This is a genomic window from Flavobacterium niveum (assembly GCF_055231775.1).
This window is the reverse complement of the sequence record NZ_JBUYSX010000003.1, coordinates 322,510-339,675: the sequence shown is the minus strand read 5'-3', so window position 1 is coordinate 339,675 and position 17,166 is coordinate 322,510. Positions and strand designations below refer to the sequence as shown.

Genomic DNA, 17,166 nt, shown 5'->3' with positions numbered 1-17,166 from the left:
TGTAATATTTGAGATAGCCTGTTTTTATTTTCAGGAAATAAGAGAGCCGCTAAATTAGCGGCTCTTACTTTTTATAACAGATATTATCAATTGTAACTATGCGGTTTGAAGCGCCTTTTTAAGCCCCTTAAAAAACACATCCACATCGGCCTTTGTTATTGAAAGGGGAGGGAGGATGCGCAACAGGTTCTTTTGCGATGCATTGCCTGTGAAGATATGCTCGTTGTATATCAGTTTCTTGCGAAGCTCTGTAACATCGTAGTCAAACTCAAGGCCAAGCATCAATCCACGGCCTTTTATATTTTTAACCTCAGGGATTTCAGCGGCTTTTTCTTTAAAGTAAGCACTGATTTCATTCACGTTGGCTATCAGGTTTTCTTTCTCGATGATATCCAGTACCGAAAGCGCAGCCGCACAAGCCAAGTGGTTACCGCCAAAGGTAGTACCCAGTATGCCGTACTTTGCTTCAAACTTAGGAGAAATCAGTATGCCGCCGATAGGGAAGCCATTACCCATACCTTTTGCAAGGCTTATGATATCCGGGGTAATGCCATGCCACTGGTGTGCAAAGAACTTACCCGAACGTCCGTAACCGCTTTGTATCTCATCAAGGATAAGCACAACATTATTGTCGTTACAGGCTTTTTCAATGGTTTTGAAGAACTCACTCGTAGCCTGGTCAAGGCCACCGACGCCTTGTATGCCTTCTATGATAACGCAACTTACATCGCCTTTAGTAATTTCTGCATTAAAAGCAGCTTCGTCGTTAAGCTCAAGGAATATTACTTCGTGACCTGCATTAACAGGTGCTATTATCGATGGGTTATCGGTAGCGGCAACCGCAGCAGAGGTACGCCCGTGGAATGCTTTTTTAAACGCTATGATCTTCTTTTTACCGTTGTGGAATGACGCAAGTTTCAGTGCGTTCTCATTGGCTTCAGCACCTGAATTACACAGGAAAAGTGTAAAATCAGCATAACCTGCAAGCTCCGGTAGTTTTTTACCAAGGGCTTCCTGTATAGGGTTTTCTATTGAGTTAGAATAAAATCCTATTTTGGCAACCTGCTCGCTTACTGCCTTTACATAATCAGGGTGCGAATGCCCGGCAGAAATTACGCCGTGGCCTCCGTAAAAATCCAGGTATTCCTGGCCTTTGTCGTCCCAAACTTTAGCCCCCAGCGCTTTTACCGGGGTAATGTTATATATGGGATATACGTTAAATAAACTCATGCTTTTAAGTTTATAGTTTGTTGTTTATAGTTCATTGTTGCTCATTCCAATCTCCCCCTTTGCTTCGCCAGTTCGCTTCGCTCGTGTGGGGGATAGGGGGCTTTTAAAACCCTGCCGCTTTCAGCTTCAGTCCGGTGGTTTCTTCCAGCCCGAACATCAGGTTCATGTTTTCAATCGCCTGTCCACTGGCGCCTTTCACAAGGTTATCTATTACCGATGTTATCAGCAACTGCTTGCCGTGTTGTTCCAGGCTGATAAAACAGTTGTTGGTTTGTAGGACCAACTTCATATTGATGCTGCTTGTAGTAACTTTTACAAACGGTTCGCCTGCATAATATTCGTTATACAGCTTCACAACCGATTCAAAATCAAGTGATACCTTAGTATACAGCGTAGCAAAAATACCACGTGCAAAATCGCCACGGTTAGGAATGAAAAGTACTTCATCATCAAAACCGTTTTGCAGTTGCTGAAGGCTTTGTACAATCTCGCCAAGGTGCTGGTGGTTAAACGCCTTATAGTGGCTCATGTTGCCCATCCTCCATGGGTGGTGTGACGTAGCCGATGGCATAACGCCTGCGCCCGTACTGCCCGTTGTAGCATTAACATGAACGGTATCAGCCAGCAAGTCATTTTTAGCCAGTGGTAGTAGTGCCAACTGTATCGCGGTAGCAAAACAGCCCGGATTGGCTATGTATTGAGCCAACTTTATTGCCTCACGGTTTAATTCCGGAAGTCCGTAAACAAAGGTTTTGCCATTAAACGCAGCGTCTTTTTCCAAACGGAAATCATTGCCTAAGTCGATAATTTTAGTTGAATCAGAAAAAGCATTGGCTTGCAGGAACGCAAGTGATTTACCATGCCCCAAGCACAGGAACACCATATCAACATCAGGGTTTACCGTATCGGTAAAATTAACGTCAAGCGTACCGTAAAGATCTTCGTGTACCGAAGCCACGGGGCTACCGGCATTGGTGGTACTGTACACAAAATCGATAGTGGCCTCAGGGTGATTGGCAAGTAAACGTAAAAGTTCGCCTGCTGTGTAACCGCTTCCGCCTATGATGCCTATCTTAATCATATTTTTCGTTGTTTACGTGCGCATAAATGTTTTGCGCATTGCCTACAATCTTAATGAAGCCTTTAGCATCATCAGCTGTCCAGGCATTGTTTACCTCACCGTATTGGCCAAAGCCACTGTTCATAAGGTCATGCTCTGACTCAATACCATCAAGTGAGAAGTGGTAAGGTTTAAGGCTTATGGTCACGGTTCCTGTTACAGTCTTCTGAGTATCCTCAAGGAACGTTTCTATGTTACGCATCACAGGGTCAAGGTATTGCCCCTCGTGGAACAGCATACCGTACCAGTTGCCCAGTTGCTCTTTCCAGTACTGCTGCCACTTGCCCAACGTATGTTTTTCAAGCAGGTGGTGCGCTTTAATGATGATAAGCGGAGCCGCAGCTTCAAAGCCTACACGGCCTTTAATACCGATAATGGTATCGCCCACGTGAATATCACGACCAATGGCAAATGCCGATGCAAGTGCTTCCAGCTTCTGTATATTTGTAGCAGGCTTGTCAAATTCGCCATTAAGGCCTACAAGCTCACCTTTTTCAAAGTGAAGGACAACTTTCTCCGCTTCTGTTTTTTGCAGTTGCGAAGGGTATGCCGAATCGGGTAGGGGCTGCCCTGAAGTAAGGGTTTCCTTACCGCCTACGCTGGTACCCCAGATACCTTTGTTGATAGAGTATTGGGCTTTTTCCCAGCTGTACTCCACACCGTTCTTTTGAAGGTATTCTACCTCTTCCTGGCGGGTAAGCTTCAGGTCGCGAATAGGGGTAATGATAGTCGTTTCCGGAGCTATGGTCTGGAACACCAGGTCAAAACGAATCTGGTCGTTACCGGCACCTGTACTACCATGCGAAATGGCCTCGGCACCAACTTTCTTGGCATAGCGTACTGTTTCCAGTGCCTGGAACACACGCTCTGCACTTACCGAAAGCGGGTAGGTATTGTTTTTAAGTACATTGCCATACACAAGGTATTTAATGGCTTTTTCGTAGTACTTGTCTATAATATCAAGGTTAAGGTGGTTAGCGCTGCCCAGTTCGTAAGCACGCTTTTCTATGGCCTGCAACTCTTCTTCGCCAAAGCCACCGGTATTAATAAGTATGGTATGCACTTCATACCCCAGTTCGTTCTTCAGGTACTTAAGGCAGTACGAGGTATCTAAGCCCCCGCTGTATGCCAAAACCACTTTTTTACTCATTTTCTTTGTCTTTTTTAAGAAAAAGTGCCTGTTTTATGCTTTTAAGGCGTGTCAGCACTTTTTGGTTAAAATCGTATTTGGAATCTTCTTGTTTGTTCTTTTTATCGGCAGGGTCATACAGCATCCCTGTACAAAGGCACATTTTGTACTCTTTGCGTTGCAGTATATCGTAGTTATTGCAGCCGCTGCACCCTTTCCAGAATGAAGGGTCATCGGTCAGTTCGCTGAAAGGTACGGGCTTGTAGCCCAACTCTGAGTTGATTTTCATCACGGCAAGACCAGTAGTGATACCGAATATCTTGGCGCCCGGGTATTTTTCCTGCGAGTAGTTAAAAACCTTTTCCTTAATCTTTTTGGCAAGGCCATGGTTACGGAAATCAGGGTGTACTATAAGGCCCGAATTGGCTACAAACTTGCCATGGCTCCAGCTTTCTATGTAGCAGAAACCGGCAAATTTGCCATCGCCTATGGCTATAACAGCGTCCTTATGCTTCATTTTTTCAATGATGTATTCAGGTGTACGCTTAGCAATACCGGTACCGCGCTGTATGGCAGACTCGTACATGGTATCTACGATTTCCTGCGCAAACTTGTAGTGCTCTTCTCCGGCTATTATAATAGATATATTCATTTCAGCTTAAGAAATAAAGTATATGAAAGTCAATAAAATAAATAGGATAGTTTCGTGGGATACGGGCAGGACGGACCCACCCAAAAATAAAGCAGACCGTTACGGCCTGAAGCGCCTCGGGCTCAGGAAAGAATTAAGGTTGCTGATATAAGCAAGTTCCCCAATTACAGACGATGTAAAAACAGTTGTTGTTTTCAATTCCTTATTAAAATAAAAATGAACACTAATTTGTAAGGGCGTTTCAGCTTTATTTACGGTTGCAAATGTAAACCATTTGAAAAAATATAAGGTTAATTTTTCTTCAAAATTTATACGTTTTGCAAATACCCCATAAAAAAGCCCCCTGCGCACTTTTCTGCAACATATTCCATACAAAAAGCGCTCCAAAAATGGAGTGAGTGTAAATTTTACTGATATTTATTTTGCAAAAAAGCGAAATGAACCGGAATTAAATTTGAAAAAATATTCCCGTACATATTGGTGTTGATAATGTAATGTTGGCATAACACGCTGATGTACAGTAAAAGTATATTTGCCGGATTAGAAAATTTTTATACACCGCAGGATTATGCTGATTACCAAAGAAAAATTCTCTGAAGCTGCCGGGCTTTGTAAAATACCCCTTCCGTGGCTGCCTTCTTACCTGATGAAAGTTTTGAAAATAAACGAATTAAATATGGTTGTAAAAGAAGCCGGAGACCTTGAAGGTGCTGATTTTTCAAGCCATGTATTGCATAAAATAGGTGTGAAAGTACACGTAGACGATGCCGGATTGCAGAACATCCCGGCCGATGGTGCATTTATAGCTATTGCAAACCATCCCTATGGCGGTATAGAGTCGTTGGCAATATTAACCACCATTGCCAAAATGCGCCCGGATACGCTGTATATGGGCAACTTCCTGCTGAAACAAATTCCAAATCTTGAAAAGAGCATCATTGCAGTAAACCCGTTTGAAAATATAAAAAACGCATCGAGTATCAGTGGTTTAAAATCTACATTCCAGATACTTAAAGACGGTACACCTGTAGCAATATTCCCCGCCGGTGAAGTTTCATCATACGACTTTAAAACAAAAAAGATTACCGACAGGGAGTGGCATCCTGCCGTTGGAAAAATAATCTGCAAAGCAGGTGTGCCTATCCTGCCGATATACTTTCATGGTAATAACGGGCTGTTTTTCAGCCTTCTGAAATCCATCCATCCTATGCTGCAAACGTCTAAACTAATCTCTGAGCTTTTTAATAAAAGGGGACATGTTTTAAAAATGACCATTGGAAAACCCATACTATTGACCGCTGAAGATACCAAAAACTTTAATCCTTCAGTATTACAGCAGCTCAGGGATGATTTGTATGCGCTTAAAAATCAGCAGTAAATCCTATCTCTTATAAAATAAAAACGCTCCTAAATGGAGCGTTTTTATTTTATGTTTTTCACGTTCTCAATGACGGACGTGAAGCAAGGCAATAATGAAAATTACTTCTTATAAACCGGTGGTAATAATTTACTGCTTACTTCACCAAAGCCTATCCTAACCGTATCATTTTGACAATACCCTCTCATAATGACAGTATCGCCGTCGTTTATAAACTTACGTTCGGTGCCGTCTTTTAGCGTAAGCGGGTTCTTGCCGCCCCAGGTAAGTTCCAGCATGGAGCCAAAGCTGTCCTCAGTAGGACCGCTTATTGTGCCGCTGCCCATAAGGTCGCCACTGTTTACGCGACAGCCGTTTACAGTGTGGTGCGCCAGCTGTTGTGCCATGCTCCAGTACATATACTTAAAGTTACTGTTGCTTATTACGGTTTCCTCAGCTTCTTCGGGCTGTATGGCTACCTGAAGATTAATGTCAAATGAATGCGCGCCTTCCTGTTGCAGGTATTCCAATGGTTTAGGGTCTTGTGCAGGGCCTTCGGTACGGAACGGCTCCAGCGCATCAAGCGTTACAATCCACGGAGAAACAGACGATGCAAAGTTTTTAGCAAGGAATGGCCCAAGCGGCACATATTCCCATTTCTGTATGTCGCGGGCACTCCAGTCGTTAAACAATACCAATCCAAAAATATGCTCCTCGGCTTCCTCTACAGGAACGCATTCGCCCATAATATTAGCATCGGTAGTAATAAACGCCATTTCCAACTCAAAATCTACCAGCTTACTCGGCCCGAAAACAGGCTGTGTTTCGCCGTTTGGCAATGTTTGTCCCATCGGCCTGTGCACCGGTATTCCCGACGGAACAATAGTAGACGAACGTCCGTGGTAGCCTACAGGCAGGTGCAGCCAGTTAGGCAGCAGTGCATTTTCAGGGTCGCGGAACATTTTACCTACATTGGTAGCGTGTTCCTTGCTGCTATAAAAGTCGGTATAATCACCAATCAGCACCGGTAATTGCATTTCAATATCCGAGATGTGGAATATTACCACTTCGCGGTGGGCTTCGTTATCTTTAAGCAGGGTATTGTTTTCATCAAAAATTTCGGCAATACGGTTACGCACCAAGCGCCATGTTTTTTTGCCGTCGCTTATAAAGTCGTTGAGCGTGTCCTGCATAAACATATCGTCGGTAAGTTCTATACCTTCAAAGTAATTAAGTTGTTGCAGGGCACCAAGGTCTATGGCAAAATCGCCTATGCGGGTACCTATGGTCACCACATCGTCTTTGGTGATGAATACACCAAAGGGAATGTTTTGTATGGGGAAATCACTGTCTTTCGGTACATTAAGCCAGGATTTTCTTGTCGGATCGTTTGCTGATAATGGCATATCGTTATATTGTGTTATTTGTATGTGTTAATGTTTTATCTTTTTACCAAATATACCTTTGTCTGATTTTAAACCAAACGTTTTTTGTACTTTTGACAACAAATTAACGAAAAATTATACAATGCAACGCGACGAACAAATTTTCGATTTAATCCTTGAAGAACAGGACAGGCAAATACATGGCTTAGAACTTATTGCTTCTGAGAACTTTGTAAGCGAACAGGTGATGGAAGCAGCCGGTTCTGTACTTACAAATAAATATGCCGAAGGCTATCCGGGCAAGCGCTACTACGGTGGCTGCGAGGTGGTAGACGTTATAGAGCAGATAGCCATAGACAGGGCTAAAGCCTTGTTTGGTGCTGAGTATGCTAACGTGCAGCCGCACAGCGGATCTCAGGCCAATGCCTCTGTGTTCCATGCATGCCTTAAGCCGGGTGATAAAATCCTTGGTTTCGACCTTTCTCACGGTGGGCACCTTACACACGGCAGCCCTGTAAACTTTTCAGGACGTTTGTACCAGACTGCTTTTTACGGTGTTGAAAAAGAAACAGGACGTCTTAACTACGATAAAATACAGGAAATAGCTACTGCCGAAAAACCGCAAATCATCATTGCCGGTGCTTCTGCATACAGCCGCGATATGGACTTTGCCCGTTTCAGGGAAATTGCTGACAGCGTAGGCGCTATCCTTCTTGCTGATATTTCTCACCCTGCCGGCCTTATCGCCAAAGGGCTTATGAACGACCCAATCCCTCATTGCCATATAGTAACTACTACTACACACAAAACCCTTCGCGGGCCACGTGGTGGTATGATCCTTATGGGCAAGGATTTTGAAAACCCATGGGGCCACAAAACCCCGAAAGGGGAGGTGCGTATGATGTCTGCATTGTTAGACCTTGCTGTATTCCCGGGTAACCAGGGCGGGCCGTTGGAGCACATTATTGCTGCCAAGGCTGTTGCTTTTGGTGAAGCCCTTTCTGATGAGTTTTTCCGTTATGCCATGCAGGTACAAAAGAATGCCAAAGTTATGGCAGATGCTTTTGTGAAGCTTGGTTATGACATCATCAGCGGCGGTACTGATAACCACATGATGCTTATCGACCTTCGTAATAAGAACATTACCGGTAAAGAGGCTGAAAACGCGCTTGTAAAGGCCGAAATCACCGTGAACAAAAACATGGTTCCGTTTGATGACAAGTCGCCATTCATTACTTCAGGTATCCGTGTAGGTACTGCTGCCATTACAACCCGTGGCCTTGTAGAAGCCGATATGGAAACTATAGTTGCCCTTATAGATAAGGTAATCACTAACCACACTAATGAAGAAGTGCTGGAAGAAGTAGCCGATTCTGTAAACGAAATGATGAGCGAAAGGCCTATCTTCGTATTCTAAATTTCAGTAAAATTAATAATGGGGTGTTGTCTCAAAAGTAGTGATTACTGGCGAGTGTTCCATTTCGACGATAGGAGAAATCTCTTTAATCAACATTTTTGAGATTTCTCCACTCCGCTACGCTGCGGTCGAAATGGAACTCTTGAGACAGCCCCTTTCTTACCTACCAACCACAATTATGCAAAAACTACAACAGCTTAAAAAAGCTATAGAGAGTTATTTTCCGCTTGATGAAGAGGCATGGCACCTTTTAGAGCCTATGCTGGAAATCAAAAAAATTAAAAAAGGCACCCAACTGGTTAAAGAAGGCGAAATCGAAGACAGTATCTATTTTTTGGTTTCGGGCATCAGCCGTAATTTTTTTATGCGGAATGAAAAAGAATATACTATTGAGTTCCATTTTGAAGACGAATTTGTAACAGGCTATTACTCTATTATTACCGGTGAGCCAAGTATTATTACAGTTGAAGTACTTACCGATACAGAGGTGATAATTTTCCCGTTTGACATTATCCGTTCCAATTACCTTACAATGGTAAAGGCGGCCAACTTTGGCAGGATTATCGCCGAAATGCAATATACAAAAAGGCTTAAAAAAGAGATGGACCTGTTAGCGCTTACTGCTGAGGAACGTTATTCTAAACTATTGCAACAAAGGCCGGAACTGGTTAAGAAAATTTCGGTAAAGCACCTGTCATCCTACTTGGGTATACAACCCGAAAGCCTGAGCCGTATACGTAAAAGTTATATGTAAAAAGCTAACATTTATCACTTTCAGGGAGGAAAATATTGCTGCATATTTGTGCCGACCCCCAATATCCCTTGAAAATGAAACCGTTCTTTTTACTTTTTACGGTATTTGCCGTATCTGTTTCAGCTTTTTATATTGCCACCGGCGATTTTAATGTAACCTTCAGTGGAAGGATTGCCCTTAGTATTATGCTTGTTTTTACAGCAATAGGCCACTTTAAATTTACCGATGGCATGGCGCTGATGATACCTGATTTTATCCCGCAGAAAAAACTTTTGGTTGTGCTTACCGGCGCCATAGAGATTGCATTTGCTATATTAATTATGGCAGATGCCACACGCTACTATGCCGCACTGGCACTACTCATGTTTTTAATAGTAATATTTCCGGCTAATATTAACGCTGCCTTTAAAACCGTAAACTACGAACAGGCCAACCATGAAGGTCCCGGCCCGTCGTATTTATTCTTCAGGATACCCATGCAGTTTGTACTGTTGTTTTGGGTGTATATCTTTTGCCTGTAGTTATTCCGCAGTGTCTTCCTTATCGGGCTTGATAGGATATTTACCGAATTGCGTAGACAGCTTCCATATTTTGTATGGCTTGTACGAAAAACGGTTGCTCAGCGCTATCATGGTTACGGTATCTTTTTTCAGGGTAACGTAGCTTGTAGTATTGCCATGCCACCAGCCGTTGTGGTAAAACAGCTTTTCGCCGCTTTCCCATTCATGCATTCGTATGCCAAGGCCATAATTACGCTCGCCTTTATGCTCGTAGCTGTATCCCTGGAAAACCTGCTTAAGTAATTTAGGGTTCAGGAATTTTTTAGAATAGGTAGCCATGTCAAATTTCAGCATGTCGCGCGGGGTAGAGTAGATATTTTTGTCCCCATATACATTATCCAGGAAATCATACCCATACAGTACACCGTTGCCTTTGTATGAAAATGATGCGCTGTCCTTGTCACGCTCATAATCGAACACATAGCTGTGCTTCATACCCAGTGGTTCAAAGATTACTTCGCGCATTACATCACGGTAATTTTTGTGGGTAATCTTTTCTATAACCAGTGCCAGGACTACATAGTTTGTATTACAGTAACCGAATTTTTTATCGGGTTTAAAGTAAAGGGCAAATTTATGCTCTGCCAGCAGGTTCAGTACATCCTGGTTGTTCATCATGTGGCGGTCCCATATTGCACGGTCGTCGGCAAAATAAGCGTAGTTAGGCAATCCGCTACGGTGGTTCAGCAGCATTTTTATGGTGATTTCCTCATACGGGAATTCCGGTAGTATGCTGTTTACTTTAGCATCAAGGTCGAGTTTACCCAAGTCAATAAGCTTCAGTACCACGGCCGCCGTTAGTACCTTACTTACCGAAGCCAGGTGCAGCGGGGTATCTTCGTTTATGGAACGCTTGTCACGGATGTTGGCATAGCCGCCGTATTTTTCAAACAATATTTGTCCGTTCTTGGCTATCAGTATACCGCCGCTAAGGTCGTTCTTTGGCCAAATCTTATTATAGTATTGCTGTGCCGCAAAATGCTTGTCGTTTTTATAGGCATTGCTCAGTTTCCTGAATTTAACAGACGGCGGGGTTATATGCAACACCGTATCGGGCTTGTTATCGTCTGTATTTTCTGCCAGTGGCTTGCTTTCCTGTTTGCAGGACATCAGTAAGCCGAGTAATATATAGGGTGTGTATCTTAAAATTTTCATGTTTCGTGCCAGGGGTCGAACCGCAAATATATAGAATCAATATATTTTTTTGCAATTTGTAAAGAAGCCTTTAACATTTAAAAAACACATTTTATTGTGTAAAATGCTATAACTTTTTGAATGGCAGTTGCTTTACTTTATGATATTTTTTTATTGCCACGGCAAAATAAAAAATGCCTAATTTTACGGGTAAATTTTAAAGACCAATGGATAAAATTAACTGGCAGACCGTAAGGGAATACGAAGATATAACCTATAAAAAATTTAACGGCGTAGCCCGTATAGCCTTTAACAGGCCCGATGTACGCAATGCTTTCCGCCCCAAAACCACTTCAGAACTTTATGATGCATTTTACGATGCGCAGGAAGACACTTCTATAGGTGTAATACTGCTGTCGGCAGAAGGCCCTTCAAGCAAGGACGGTATATATTCATTTTGCAGCGGCGGCGACCAGAAGGCACGCGGCCATCAGGGTTATGTAGGCGAAGACGGCTACCACAGGCTGAACATACTGGAAGTGCAGCGCCTTATCCGTTTTATGCCAAAGGTGGTTATTGCCGTAGTACCGGGTTGGGCAGTAGGCGGAGGCCACAGCCTGCACGTGGTGTGCGACCTTACCCTGGCCAGTAAAGAACACGCTATATTTAAACAGACCGATGCCGATGTTACCAGTTTCGACGGTGGCTATGGTTCGGCGTACCTTGCCAAAATGGTAGGGCAGAAGCGTGCCCGCGAAATTTTCTTCCTTGGCCGTAATTACAGCGCACAGGAGGCTTACGAAATGGGTATGGTGAATGCTGTTATCCCTCATGCCGAGCTTGAAGATACTGCTTACCAGTGGGCACAGGAAATACTGGATAAATCGCCTACATCTATAAAAATGCTGAAGTTTGCCTTTAACCTTACTGACGACGGTATGGTGGGCCAGCAGGTATTTGCCGGTGAGGCTACCCGCCTTACGTACATGACCGAAGAGGCCAAAGAAGGACGTGATGCATTCCTTGAAAAGAGGAAGCCTAACTTCCGTAATATTAAGTGGATACCATAATTAGTTATTGGTTGTCAGTTGCTGGTTGTTGGCCTTACTCAGGTGATTTCATGATTAAGCCTTCATCTGTATAGCTTCGAGTGAAGTTTCTATCAACTGACAACCAACAACTATCAACTAAACAATGAACTTGCAAAATTTTAGTAACGAAACCATAGATACCCTACAGCTTCCGCAATACCAGGATGCTGAGCTAACACCTGTGCACCCACAATACCTGAAGGTGGTGTGGGTTAATATTGCTGTGGCTTACGGTATCATAGCTATAGGGGCGGGGGTAGCCTTTTATTTTATAGAAGAGCTACAAGCGTACTGGCTTTATATTATGCTGGGGTATGCTTTGGTATTGGTTACCAACATCATTGTACAGGTAATCAACTTCCGTATTAAGGGCTTTGCTTTCCGTGAGCATGATGTAATTTACCGTAGCGGTGCCATAAGCACTACCACAACCATTATCCCGTATACAAGGGTACAGCACGTTGCTGAACATGAAGGTGTGGTATCGCGCATGCTCGGGCTTTCGTCTATAGAAATTTTTACAGCAGGCGGTGCAGGGAGCGATATCCGTATACCCGGGCTTGAAAAAGTACACGCGGCAGCCGTGAAGCAGCTTTTGGTAGGTAAAATAGAAAAAGATATGCAGAAAGCAGCACAGGATGACCTATATACTGCTGCTACCCATGATATAAACAATGAAAATACCCCTGCCGATGAAGTATGACTTTAGCAGGCCCCAGCGGCAATCGCTTATAGGTATACTCATTATGTCGGCCGATACGCTGCAAAGCAGTATCAGGGCGTTGTTCCCGTTGGTAGTGGTGTCGTTATTCCAGGGTAAGAACAAGTATTATTATGTTATTTTGGGCTTGATAATACTGGTCGGTGCGCTGGTGTCGGGTTATTTAAAGTACCGTAACTTCACCTTTTTCATAGACGAACCCAATAGGGAGCTGGTGGTACGAAAAGGTATTTTCAGTAAGACCCGTATAGCCATCCCGCTTAATAAGATACAGCAGGTAAATATTACGCAAAACCTGCTCCAAAAAATACTGAAAGTGCATGCCCTTCAGGTTGATACCGCAGGCAGCTCTAAAACGGAAGTCACGATTAAGGCCATGACAGAGCGTTATGCTTTGTTGCTTAAGGAAAGGTTGTTGCTCGATGCTCCTGTCGAAGACGACGATACCGGTACACAGGAAGTATTTGAGAAGAAGCACAAGCCATTCATCACTATAAGCTTTGCCAGCCTTTTAAAGACGGGTATTACCAGTAATTACATCCGTAGTTTTGGTATATTGCTGGCGTTTTTTATTTCTACCTGGCAGCATCTTGATGATTTCCTGAGGTTCAGCAATACTGACGACAGTTTCCTTGATGAATACTTTAATACCGCATTTTTAATCCGCTCTATAGCAGCGATTATAGTGGTAATACTGTTCATGACGCTTTTAGTGAACCTGGGGCGCACCATACTGCGTTTCTATGATTTTAAGGTGACCAAAGAGGACAATGCGCTGTTGCTTTCGCACGGGCTGATCAATACGCGAAACACCATCATCAGGCCAGAAAAGGTGCAGATAGTAACGGTGGGGCGCAACTTTTTCCAGAAGAAATTCAATATTAACGACCTGAAGATTAAGCAGGCATCCGACCTTGAAAAAAGCAGCGACCGCAGCAAGATGCAGATGGAAATACCCGGTGTGAACGATGCCGAGAAAGACGCGCTGCTACTGTTCCTGCTGGAAAAGATGCCGGAAAGAGGCTTTGAAGTAAGGCCGAATATACGTAAGGTGATATTTGAGGTATTTAAGTTCATACTGATTCCGGTAGCATTATTTTATGGGTATACCCAACTGATGCCTGAAGCAGGTGAAGCCTTAATTTTTGCACCATTTTATGTGCTGTTTGTTGGTATACTTATTTACTTTGCATTCACGAACAGCAGGCTGTTTATTTCGCCTGATTTCATCATCCGTAAACGTGGCGCCTGGGATGTGGACAATGATATACTGATGCCACACAAAATACAGGGCGTTAAACTGCAACAGTTCTTCTGGCAAAAGTGGAGCGATGTGGGTGTCATAAAACTATATACAGCGGGTGGGCATATCAGCTTTGGCCTGGCCAATTTTACACAACTGAACCGCCTTGCCAATTACTGGCTGTACCAGGTGGAGACCACGGAGAAGGAGTGGATGTAGTTGGTGGATGTGTTGATTTGTCTATTTGTTGATTCGTGAAGCATCATTTAAAATTTATAATTCAAAATAATTAAAGAAATGTCTAATGCAAAAGCGTGGTTTGAAGCCGCACGATTAAGGACACTGCCGCTATCGGTATCGGGGATACTGGTAGGGAGTTTTTACGCCATGAACCAGTTGGGTTACATCAATTGGGGAATACTGGCACTTTCATTGGTTACTACCCTTGGTTTACAGATACTTTCAAACTTTGCCAACGATTATGGTGACGGCGTTAAAGGGACTGACAACGAGCACCGTATAGGGCCGCAGCGCGCCATACAAAAAGGTTCCATCACGGTAGCTGATATGAAAAAGGGTATCATCATCACTTCTGTGCTTACGCTGATTGCAGCTGTAGTATTGATATATGTATCGTTCGGTAAAGAGAATTTCGGGTACTCGGTATTCTTTTTCCTGTTGGGGCTGGCAGCCATTGCAGCAGCCATCAAGTATACGGTAGGCAGTGGCGCTTACGGTTACAGGGGGCTTGGCGATGTATTCGTATTCATATTCTTCGGGCTGGTAAGCGTTATCGGCTGTTACTTTTTGTATACCAAAGCCATGAACCCGTTGGTGATACTACCTGCTGTTTCGGTTGGCCTGCTGAGTGTAGCGGTACTGAACCTTAACAACATGCGCGACCAGGTAAGTGATGCCATGAGCGGAAAAAACACCATCGTAGTAAAAATGGGCCCGAAAGTGGCCAAAATATACCACTATGCGGTAATAATTACAGCATTAGCATTAACCCTGGCTTTCGCAATACTGAACCACTTTAAGCCGGTGCAGTACATTTTCCTTATTGCATACATCCCGTTGTTGCTGCATGTGAAAACCGTAGTAAAAAATACCGAACCCCGCGACCTGGACCCTGAACTGAAGAAAGTTGCCCTAAGCACATTTTTACTTTCGGTACTGCTGTGCGTGGCAATGCAACTATAAAATTTATTTTAAATTTTAAATGTAAGCCCAGACAAATAAACAAATAGACAGATTAACAAATCCACATAACAATGAAAATTACTTTCTACGGACATGCCTCCCTTGGCATAGAAACAAACGGAAAACACATTATTGTAGACCCATACATTACGGCTAACGAACTGGCTGCACACATAGACATCAATACGCTTAAAGCTGACTATATACTGCTTACCCACGCCCACGGCGACCACGTGCTGGATGTTGAGGCCATAGCCCAAAACACCGGCGCTACCATAGTTTCGAATGCTGAAATAGCAACTTACTATGGCAAAAAAGGCTTTAATGTACACCCGATGAACCACGGCGGCAGCTGGCAGTTCGACTTTGGTAAGGTGAAGTATGTAAATGCCATCCACTCAAGCCAGTTCCCTGATGGTACCTACGGTGGTAACCAGGGTGGTTTTGTGATTGAAGCCGATAAAAATATCTACATAGCCGGTGATACTGCGCTTACATTTGATATGAAGCTGATACCGCTGCGCACCAAGCTGGATCTTGCTATATTGCCTTTAGGTTCAAACTTTACTATGGATGCCGAAGACGCGGTAATCGCTTCTGATTTTGTAGAATGCGATAATGTGCTTGGTTATCATTATGATACTTTCGGCTACATCAAAATTGATCATGAAGCTACTACAAAGCTTTTTGAAGATAAAGGAAAGAAACTTACGCTTCTTGAAATAGGCGATTCTATAGAATTATAAATTAATAATTACGAATTGATGAAGGAGAATCCTGTTCGCGATAAGAGCTATGCTTTTGCTATAAGAGTAGTAAATGCCTATAAATTTTTATGTGAACAACATAAAGAATATGTTCTTTCAAAACAGTTATTACGCTCAGGAGCTTCAATAGGAGCTAACATAGAGGAAGCTATAGGTGCGCAAAGCAGAAAAGATTTTTTAGCTAAATTGTAAATCTCTTACAAGGAAGCCCGTGAAAGTCAATATTGGATAAAACTCTTAAGAGATACAAATTATCTATCGGGCGAGCAAAGTGAAAGCCTGCTTGAAGATGCAGAAGAGCTGCTGAGAATTATTGGCAGTATCCAGAAGACAATTCGTAATTTGAAATTCTTAATTAATAATTCATGACCGCTTCGTATCAAAAATACGTACTAAATTTCAAGCGCCCGAGTGGTACATCGAGGGGAGTGATGACCACCAAGGAAACGTGGCTTATTATCCTTGAAGATAACGGTAAAAAAGGGATAGGGGAGTGCGGTATACTACGCGGGCTGAGTATAGACGACCGCCCCGATTACGAAGAAAAGTTGCAATGGGTCTGTGAAAACATCCATTTGGGTGAGGCGCAGCTTTGGAAGGTGTTAAAGGAATACCCGTCGATACAGTTTGGGTTGGAAACGGCCTTCCGTTCGCTTATGGCTGATAATCCTTATATATTGTTCCCGTCGGCATTTACAAAAGGGGAGGAGAACATCCCTATCAACGGGCTTGTATGGATGGGCGATGAAGCTTATATGAAGGAGCAGATTGAGGACAAACTGGCACAGGGATTCAGTTGTATAAAACTGAAAATAGGTGCCATTGATTTTGAGCGTGAGTTAAGCTTGCTGGAATTCATCCGTTCTAATTTTACCCCGGAGCAGATTGAAATACGCGTAGATGCAAATGGTGCTTTCAGTACGGAAGATGCATTGGAAAAACTAAACCGTTTGGCTCAGTACAGCCTCCACAGTATAGAACAGCCCATACGCCAGCACCAGGCAGATACAATGGCCGGACTTTGCAGTGTAACTCCTTTATCCATAGCGCTGGACGAAGAACTAATCGGTGTATTTGATTACGCAGATAAAGAAACATTATTGCAAAAAATAAAGCCGCAATACATTATACTGAAACCAAGCCTTGTGGGAGGTATCCATGGCTGTGATGAGTGGATAGCCCTGGCTGAAAAATACACTATCGGCTGGTGGATTACTTCTGCATTGGAAAGCAATATCGGGCTGAATGCTATTGCACAATACACCTTTACCAAAGGCAATCCTATGCCACAGGGACTGGGTACCGGTGCATTATATACTAATAATTTCGACAGCCCGCTGGTTGTACAGCACGGTGAACTACATTACGATACTTCATTACCCTGGGATGTAACTATATTTTAA

The 17,166-nt window shown here is 43.3% G+C and carries 16 protein-coding genes and 1 pseudogene; 11 read left to right on the top strand and 6 right to left on the bottom strand.

The window, feature by feature from the left end:
• Window positions 1-96 precede the first annotated feature (96 nt).
• From ACZIX4_RS09855 to ACZIX4_RS09840, 4 genes are all read right to left on the bottom strand, one after another.
• Window positions 97-1,230: an aspartate aminotransferase family protein gene (locus ACZIX4_RS09855; protein ID WP_463335462.1), complete on the bottom strand. Its 1,134-nt coding sequence runs from the start codon at window positions 1,228-1,230 to the stop codon at window positions 97-99.
• A gap of 103 nt (window positions 1,231-1,333) precedes the next feature.
• A complete protein-coding gene (gene argC / locus ACZIX4_RS09850) occupies window positions 1,334-2,311 on the bottom strand; it encodes an N-acetyl-gamma-glutamyl-phosphate reductase (RefSeq protein WP_463335461.1) in 978 nt (325 codons plus the stop codon).
• A complete protein-coding gene (locus ACZIX4_RS09845; RefSeq protein WP_463335460.1) occupies window positions 2,304-3,500 on the bottom strand; it encodes an argininosuccinate synthase in 1,197 nt (398 codons plus the stop codon). Before ACZIX4_RS09845 ends, argC begins: the two co-directional genes overlap by 8 nt.
• On the bottom strand, window positions 3,493-4,131 hold the full coding sequence (locus tag ACZIX4_RS09840) for a GNAT family N-acetyltransferase (protein WP_463335459.1): 639 nt from the start codon (window positions 4,129-4,131) through the stop codon (window positions 3,493-3,495). Before ACZIX4_RS09840 ends, ACZIX4_RS09845 begins: the two co-directional genes overlap by 8 nt.
• Before the next feature lie 568 nt (window positions 4,132-4,699).
• Between ACZIX4_RS09840 and ACZIX4_RS09835 the strand changes: the two genes are divergently transcribed.
• Complete coding sequence (locus ACZIX4_RS09835) at window positions 4,700-5,509, top strand: 1-acyl-sn-glycerol-3-phosphate acyltransferase (protein WP_463335458.1); 810 nt, start codon at window positions 4,700-4,702, stop codon at window positions 5,507-5,509.
• A 101-nt stretch (window positions 5,510-5,610) separates the two neighbouring features.
• On the opposite strand, the gene fahA is transcribed toward ACZIX4_RS09835, so the two are convergent.
• Window positions 5,611-6,894 (bottom strand): fumarylacetoacetase, encoded by a 1,284-nt coding sequence (gene fahA, locus ACZIX4_RS09830; RefSeq protein ID WP_463335457.1) that lies wholly within the window; start codon window positions 6,892-6,894, stop codon window positions 5,611-5,613.
• Window positions 6,895-7,015: 121 nt separating this feature from the next.
• Here fahA and glyA point away from each other — a divergent pair, with 121 nt between their 5' ends.
• The 3 genes from glyA (at window position 7,016) to ACZIX4_RS09815 (ending at window position 9,565) form a co-directional block, all read left to right on the top strand.
• A complete protein-coding gene (gene glyA / locus ACZIX4_RS09825; RefSeq protein WP_411409723.1) occupies window positions 7,016-8,290 on the top strand; it encodes a serine hydroxymethyltransferase in 1,275 nt (424 codons plus the stop codon).
• 178 nt (window positions 8,291-8,468) lie between these two features.
• Entirely contained in the window at window positions 8,469-9,044 is a 576-nt protein-coding gene (locus tag ACZIX4_RS09820) for a Crp/Fnr family transcriptional regulator (protein WP_463335456.1), read from the top strand.
• Between the two features lie 74 nt (window positions 9,045-9,118).
• On the top strand, window positions 9,119-9,565 hold the full coding sequence (locus ACZIX4_RS09815; RefSeq protein WP_463335455.1) for a DoxX family protein: 447 nt from the start codon (window positions 9,119-9,121) through the stop codon (window positions 9,563-9,565).
• Here the strand turns inward: ACZIX4_RS09815 and ACZIX4_RS09810 are convergent, their stop codons facing one another.
• Window positions 9,566-10,759, bottom strand: a complete 1,194-nt coding sequence (locus ACZIX4_RS09810) for a serine hydrolase domain-containing protein (RefSeq protein ID WP_463335454.1) — start codon at window positions 10,757-10,759, stop codon at window positions 9,566-9,568. It lies immediately after the preceding gene.
• A gap of 206 nt (window positions 10,760-10,965) precedes the next feature.
• On the opposite strand from ACZIX4_RS09810, the gene ACZIX4_RS09805 reads away from it, so the two are divergent.
• The 7 genes and pseudogenes from ACZIX4_RS09805 (at window position 10,966) to ACZIX4_RS09775 (ending at window position 17,166) form a co-directional block, all read left to right on the top strand.
• Window positions 10,966-11,808, top strand: a complete 843-nt coding sequence (locus ACZIX4_RS09805) for a 1,4-dihydroxy-2-naphthoyl-CoA synthase (protein ID WP_411409727.1) — start codon at window positions 10,966-10,968, stop codon at window positions 11,806-11,808.
• Between the two features lie 124 nt (window positions 11,809-11,932).
• Window positions 11,933-12,532 carry a PH domain-containing protein gene (locus tag ACZIX4_RS09800; protein ID WP_463335453.1) on the top strand — a complete coding sequence of 200 codons (600 nt, stop codon included), beginning with the start codon at window positions 11,933-11,935 and terminating at the stop codon, window positions 12,530-12,532.
• The gene (locus ACZIX4_RS09795) at window positions 12,504-14,012 is read left to right on the top strand and encodes a PH domain-containing protein (protein WP_463335452.1); all 1,509 of its coding nucleotides are present in this window, start codon (window positions 12,504-12,506) and stop codon (window positions 14,010-14,012) included. Before ACZIX4_RS09800 ends, ACZIX4_RS09795 begins: the two co-directional genes overlap by 29 nt.
• Window positions 14,013-14,090: 78 nt before the next feature.
• Complete coding sequence (gene menA, locus ACZIX4_RS09790; RefSeq protein ID WP_463335451.1) at window positions 14,091-14,996, top strand: 1,4-dihydroxy-2-naphthoate octaprenyltransferase; 906 nt, start codon at window positions 14,091-14,093, stop codon at window positions 14,994-14,996.
• 71 nt (window positions 14,997-15,067) lie between these two features.
• Complete coding sequence (locus tag ACZIX4_RS09785; RefSeq protein ID WP_463335450.1) at window positions 15,068-15,742, top strand: metal-dependent hydrolase; 675 nt, start codon at window positions 15,068-15,070, stop codon at window positions 15,740-15,742.
• An 18-nt stretch (window positions 15,743-15,760) separates the two neighbouring features.
• Window positions 15,761-16,132, top strand: a pseudogene (locus ACZIX4_RS09780) (four helix bundle protein).
• Window positions 16,129-17,166 carry an o-succinylbenzoate synthase gene (locus tag ACZIX4_RS09775; protein ID WP_463335449.1) on the top strand — a complete coding sequence of 346 codons (1,038 nt, stop codon included), beginning with the start codon at window positions 16,129-16,131 and terminating at the stop codon, window positions 17,164-17,166. The pseudogene ACZIX4_RS09780 and the gene ACZIX4_RS09775 overlap by 4 nt, the downstream one beginning before the upstream one ends.

Excerpts from the sequence above, each read along its gene's own strand:
- ACZIX4_RS09855 (WP_463335462.1), bottom strand. The coding sequence starts at position 1,230 with ATGAGTTTATTTAACGTATATCCCATATATAACATTACCCCGGTAAAA.
- fahA (WP_463335457.1), bottom strand. The coding sequence starts at position 6,894 with ATGCCATTATCAGCAAACGATCCGACAAGAAAATCCTGGCTTAATGTA.
- glyA (WP_411409723.1), top strand. The coding sequence starts at position 7,016 with ATGCAACGCGACGAACAAATTTTCGATTTAATCCTTGAAGAACAGGAC.
- ACZIX4_RS09815 (WP_463335455.1), top strand. The coding sequence starts at position 9,119 with ATGAAACCGTTCTTTTTACTTTTTACGGTATTTGCCGTATCTGTTTCA.
- argC (WP_463335461.1), bottom strand. The coding sequence starts at position 2,311 with ATGATTAAGATAGGCATCATAGGCGGAAGCGGTTACACAGCAGGCGAA.
- ACZIX4_RS09810 (WP_463335454.1), bottom strand. The coding sequence starts at position 10,759 with ATGAAAATTTTAAGATACACACCCTATATATTACTCGGCTTACTGATG.
- ACZIX4_RS09775 (WP_463335449.1), top strand. The coding sequence starts at position 16,129 with ATGACCGCTTCGTATCAAAAATACGTACTAAATTTCAAGCGCCCGAGT.
- ACZIX4_RS09835 (WP_463335458.1), top strand. The coding sequence starts at position 4,700 with ATGCTGATTACCAAAGAAAAATTCTCTGAAGCTGCCGGGCTTTGTAAA.
- ACZIX4_RS09800 (WP_463335453.1), top strand. The coding sequence starts at position 11,933 with ATGAACTTGCAAAATTTTAGTAACGAAACCATAGATACCCTACAGCTT.
- ACZIX4_RS09795 (WP_463335452.1), top strand. The coding sequence starts at position 12,504 with ATGAAAATACCCCTGCCGATGAAGTATGACTTTAGCAGGCCCCAGCGG.
- menA (WP_463335451.1), top strand. The coding sequence starts at position 14,091 with ATGTCTAATGCAAAAGCGTGGTTTGAAGCCGCACGATTAAGGACACTG.
- ACZIX4_RS09840 (WP_463335459.1), bottom strand. The coding sequence starts at position 4,131 with ATGAATATATCTATTATAATAGCCGGAGAAGAGCACTACAAGTTTGCG.
- ACZIX4_RS09785 (WP_463335450.1), top strand. The coding sequence starts at position 15,068 with ATGAAAATTACTTTCTACGGACATGCCTCCCTTGGCATAGAAACAAAC.
- ACZIX4_RS09845 (WP_463335460.1), bottom strand. The coding sequence starts at position 3,500 with ATGAGTAAAAAAGTGGTTTTGGCATACAGCGGGGGCTTAGATACCTCG.
- ACZIX4_RS09820 (WP_463335456.1), top strand. The coding sequence starts at position 8,469 with ATGCAAAAACTACAACAGCTTAAAAAAGCTATAGAGAGTTATTTTCCG.
- ACZIX4_RS09805 (WP_411409727.1), top strand. The coding sequence starts at position 10,966 with ATGGATAAAATTAACTGGCAGACCGTAAGGGAATACGAAGATATAACC.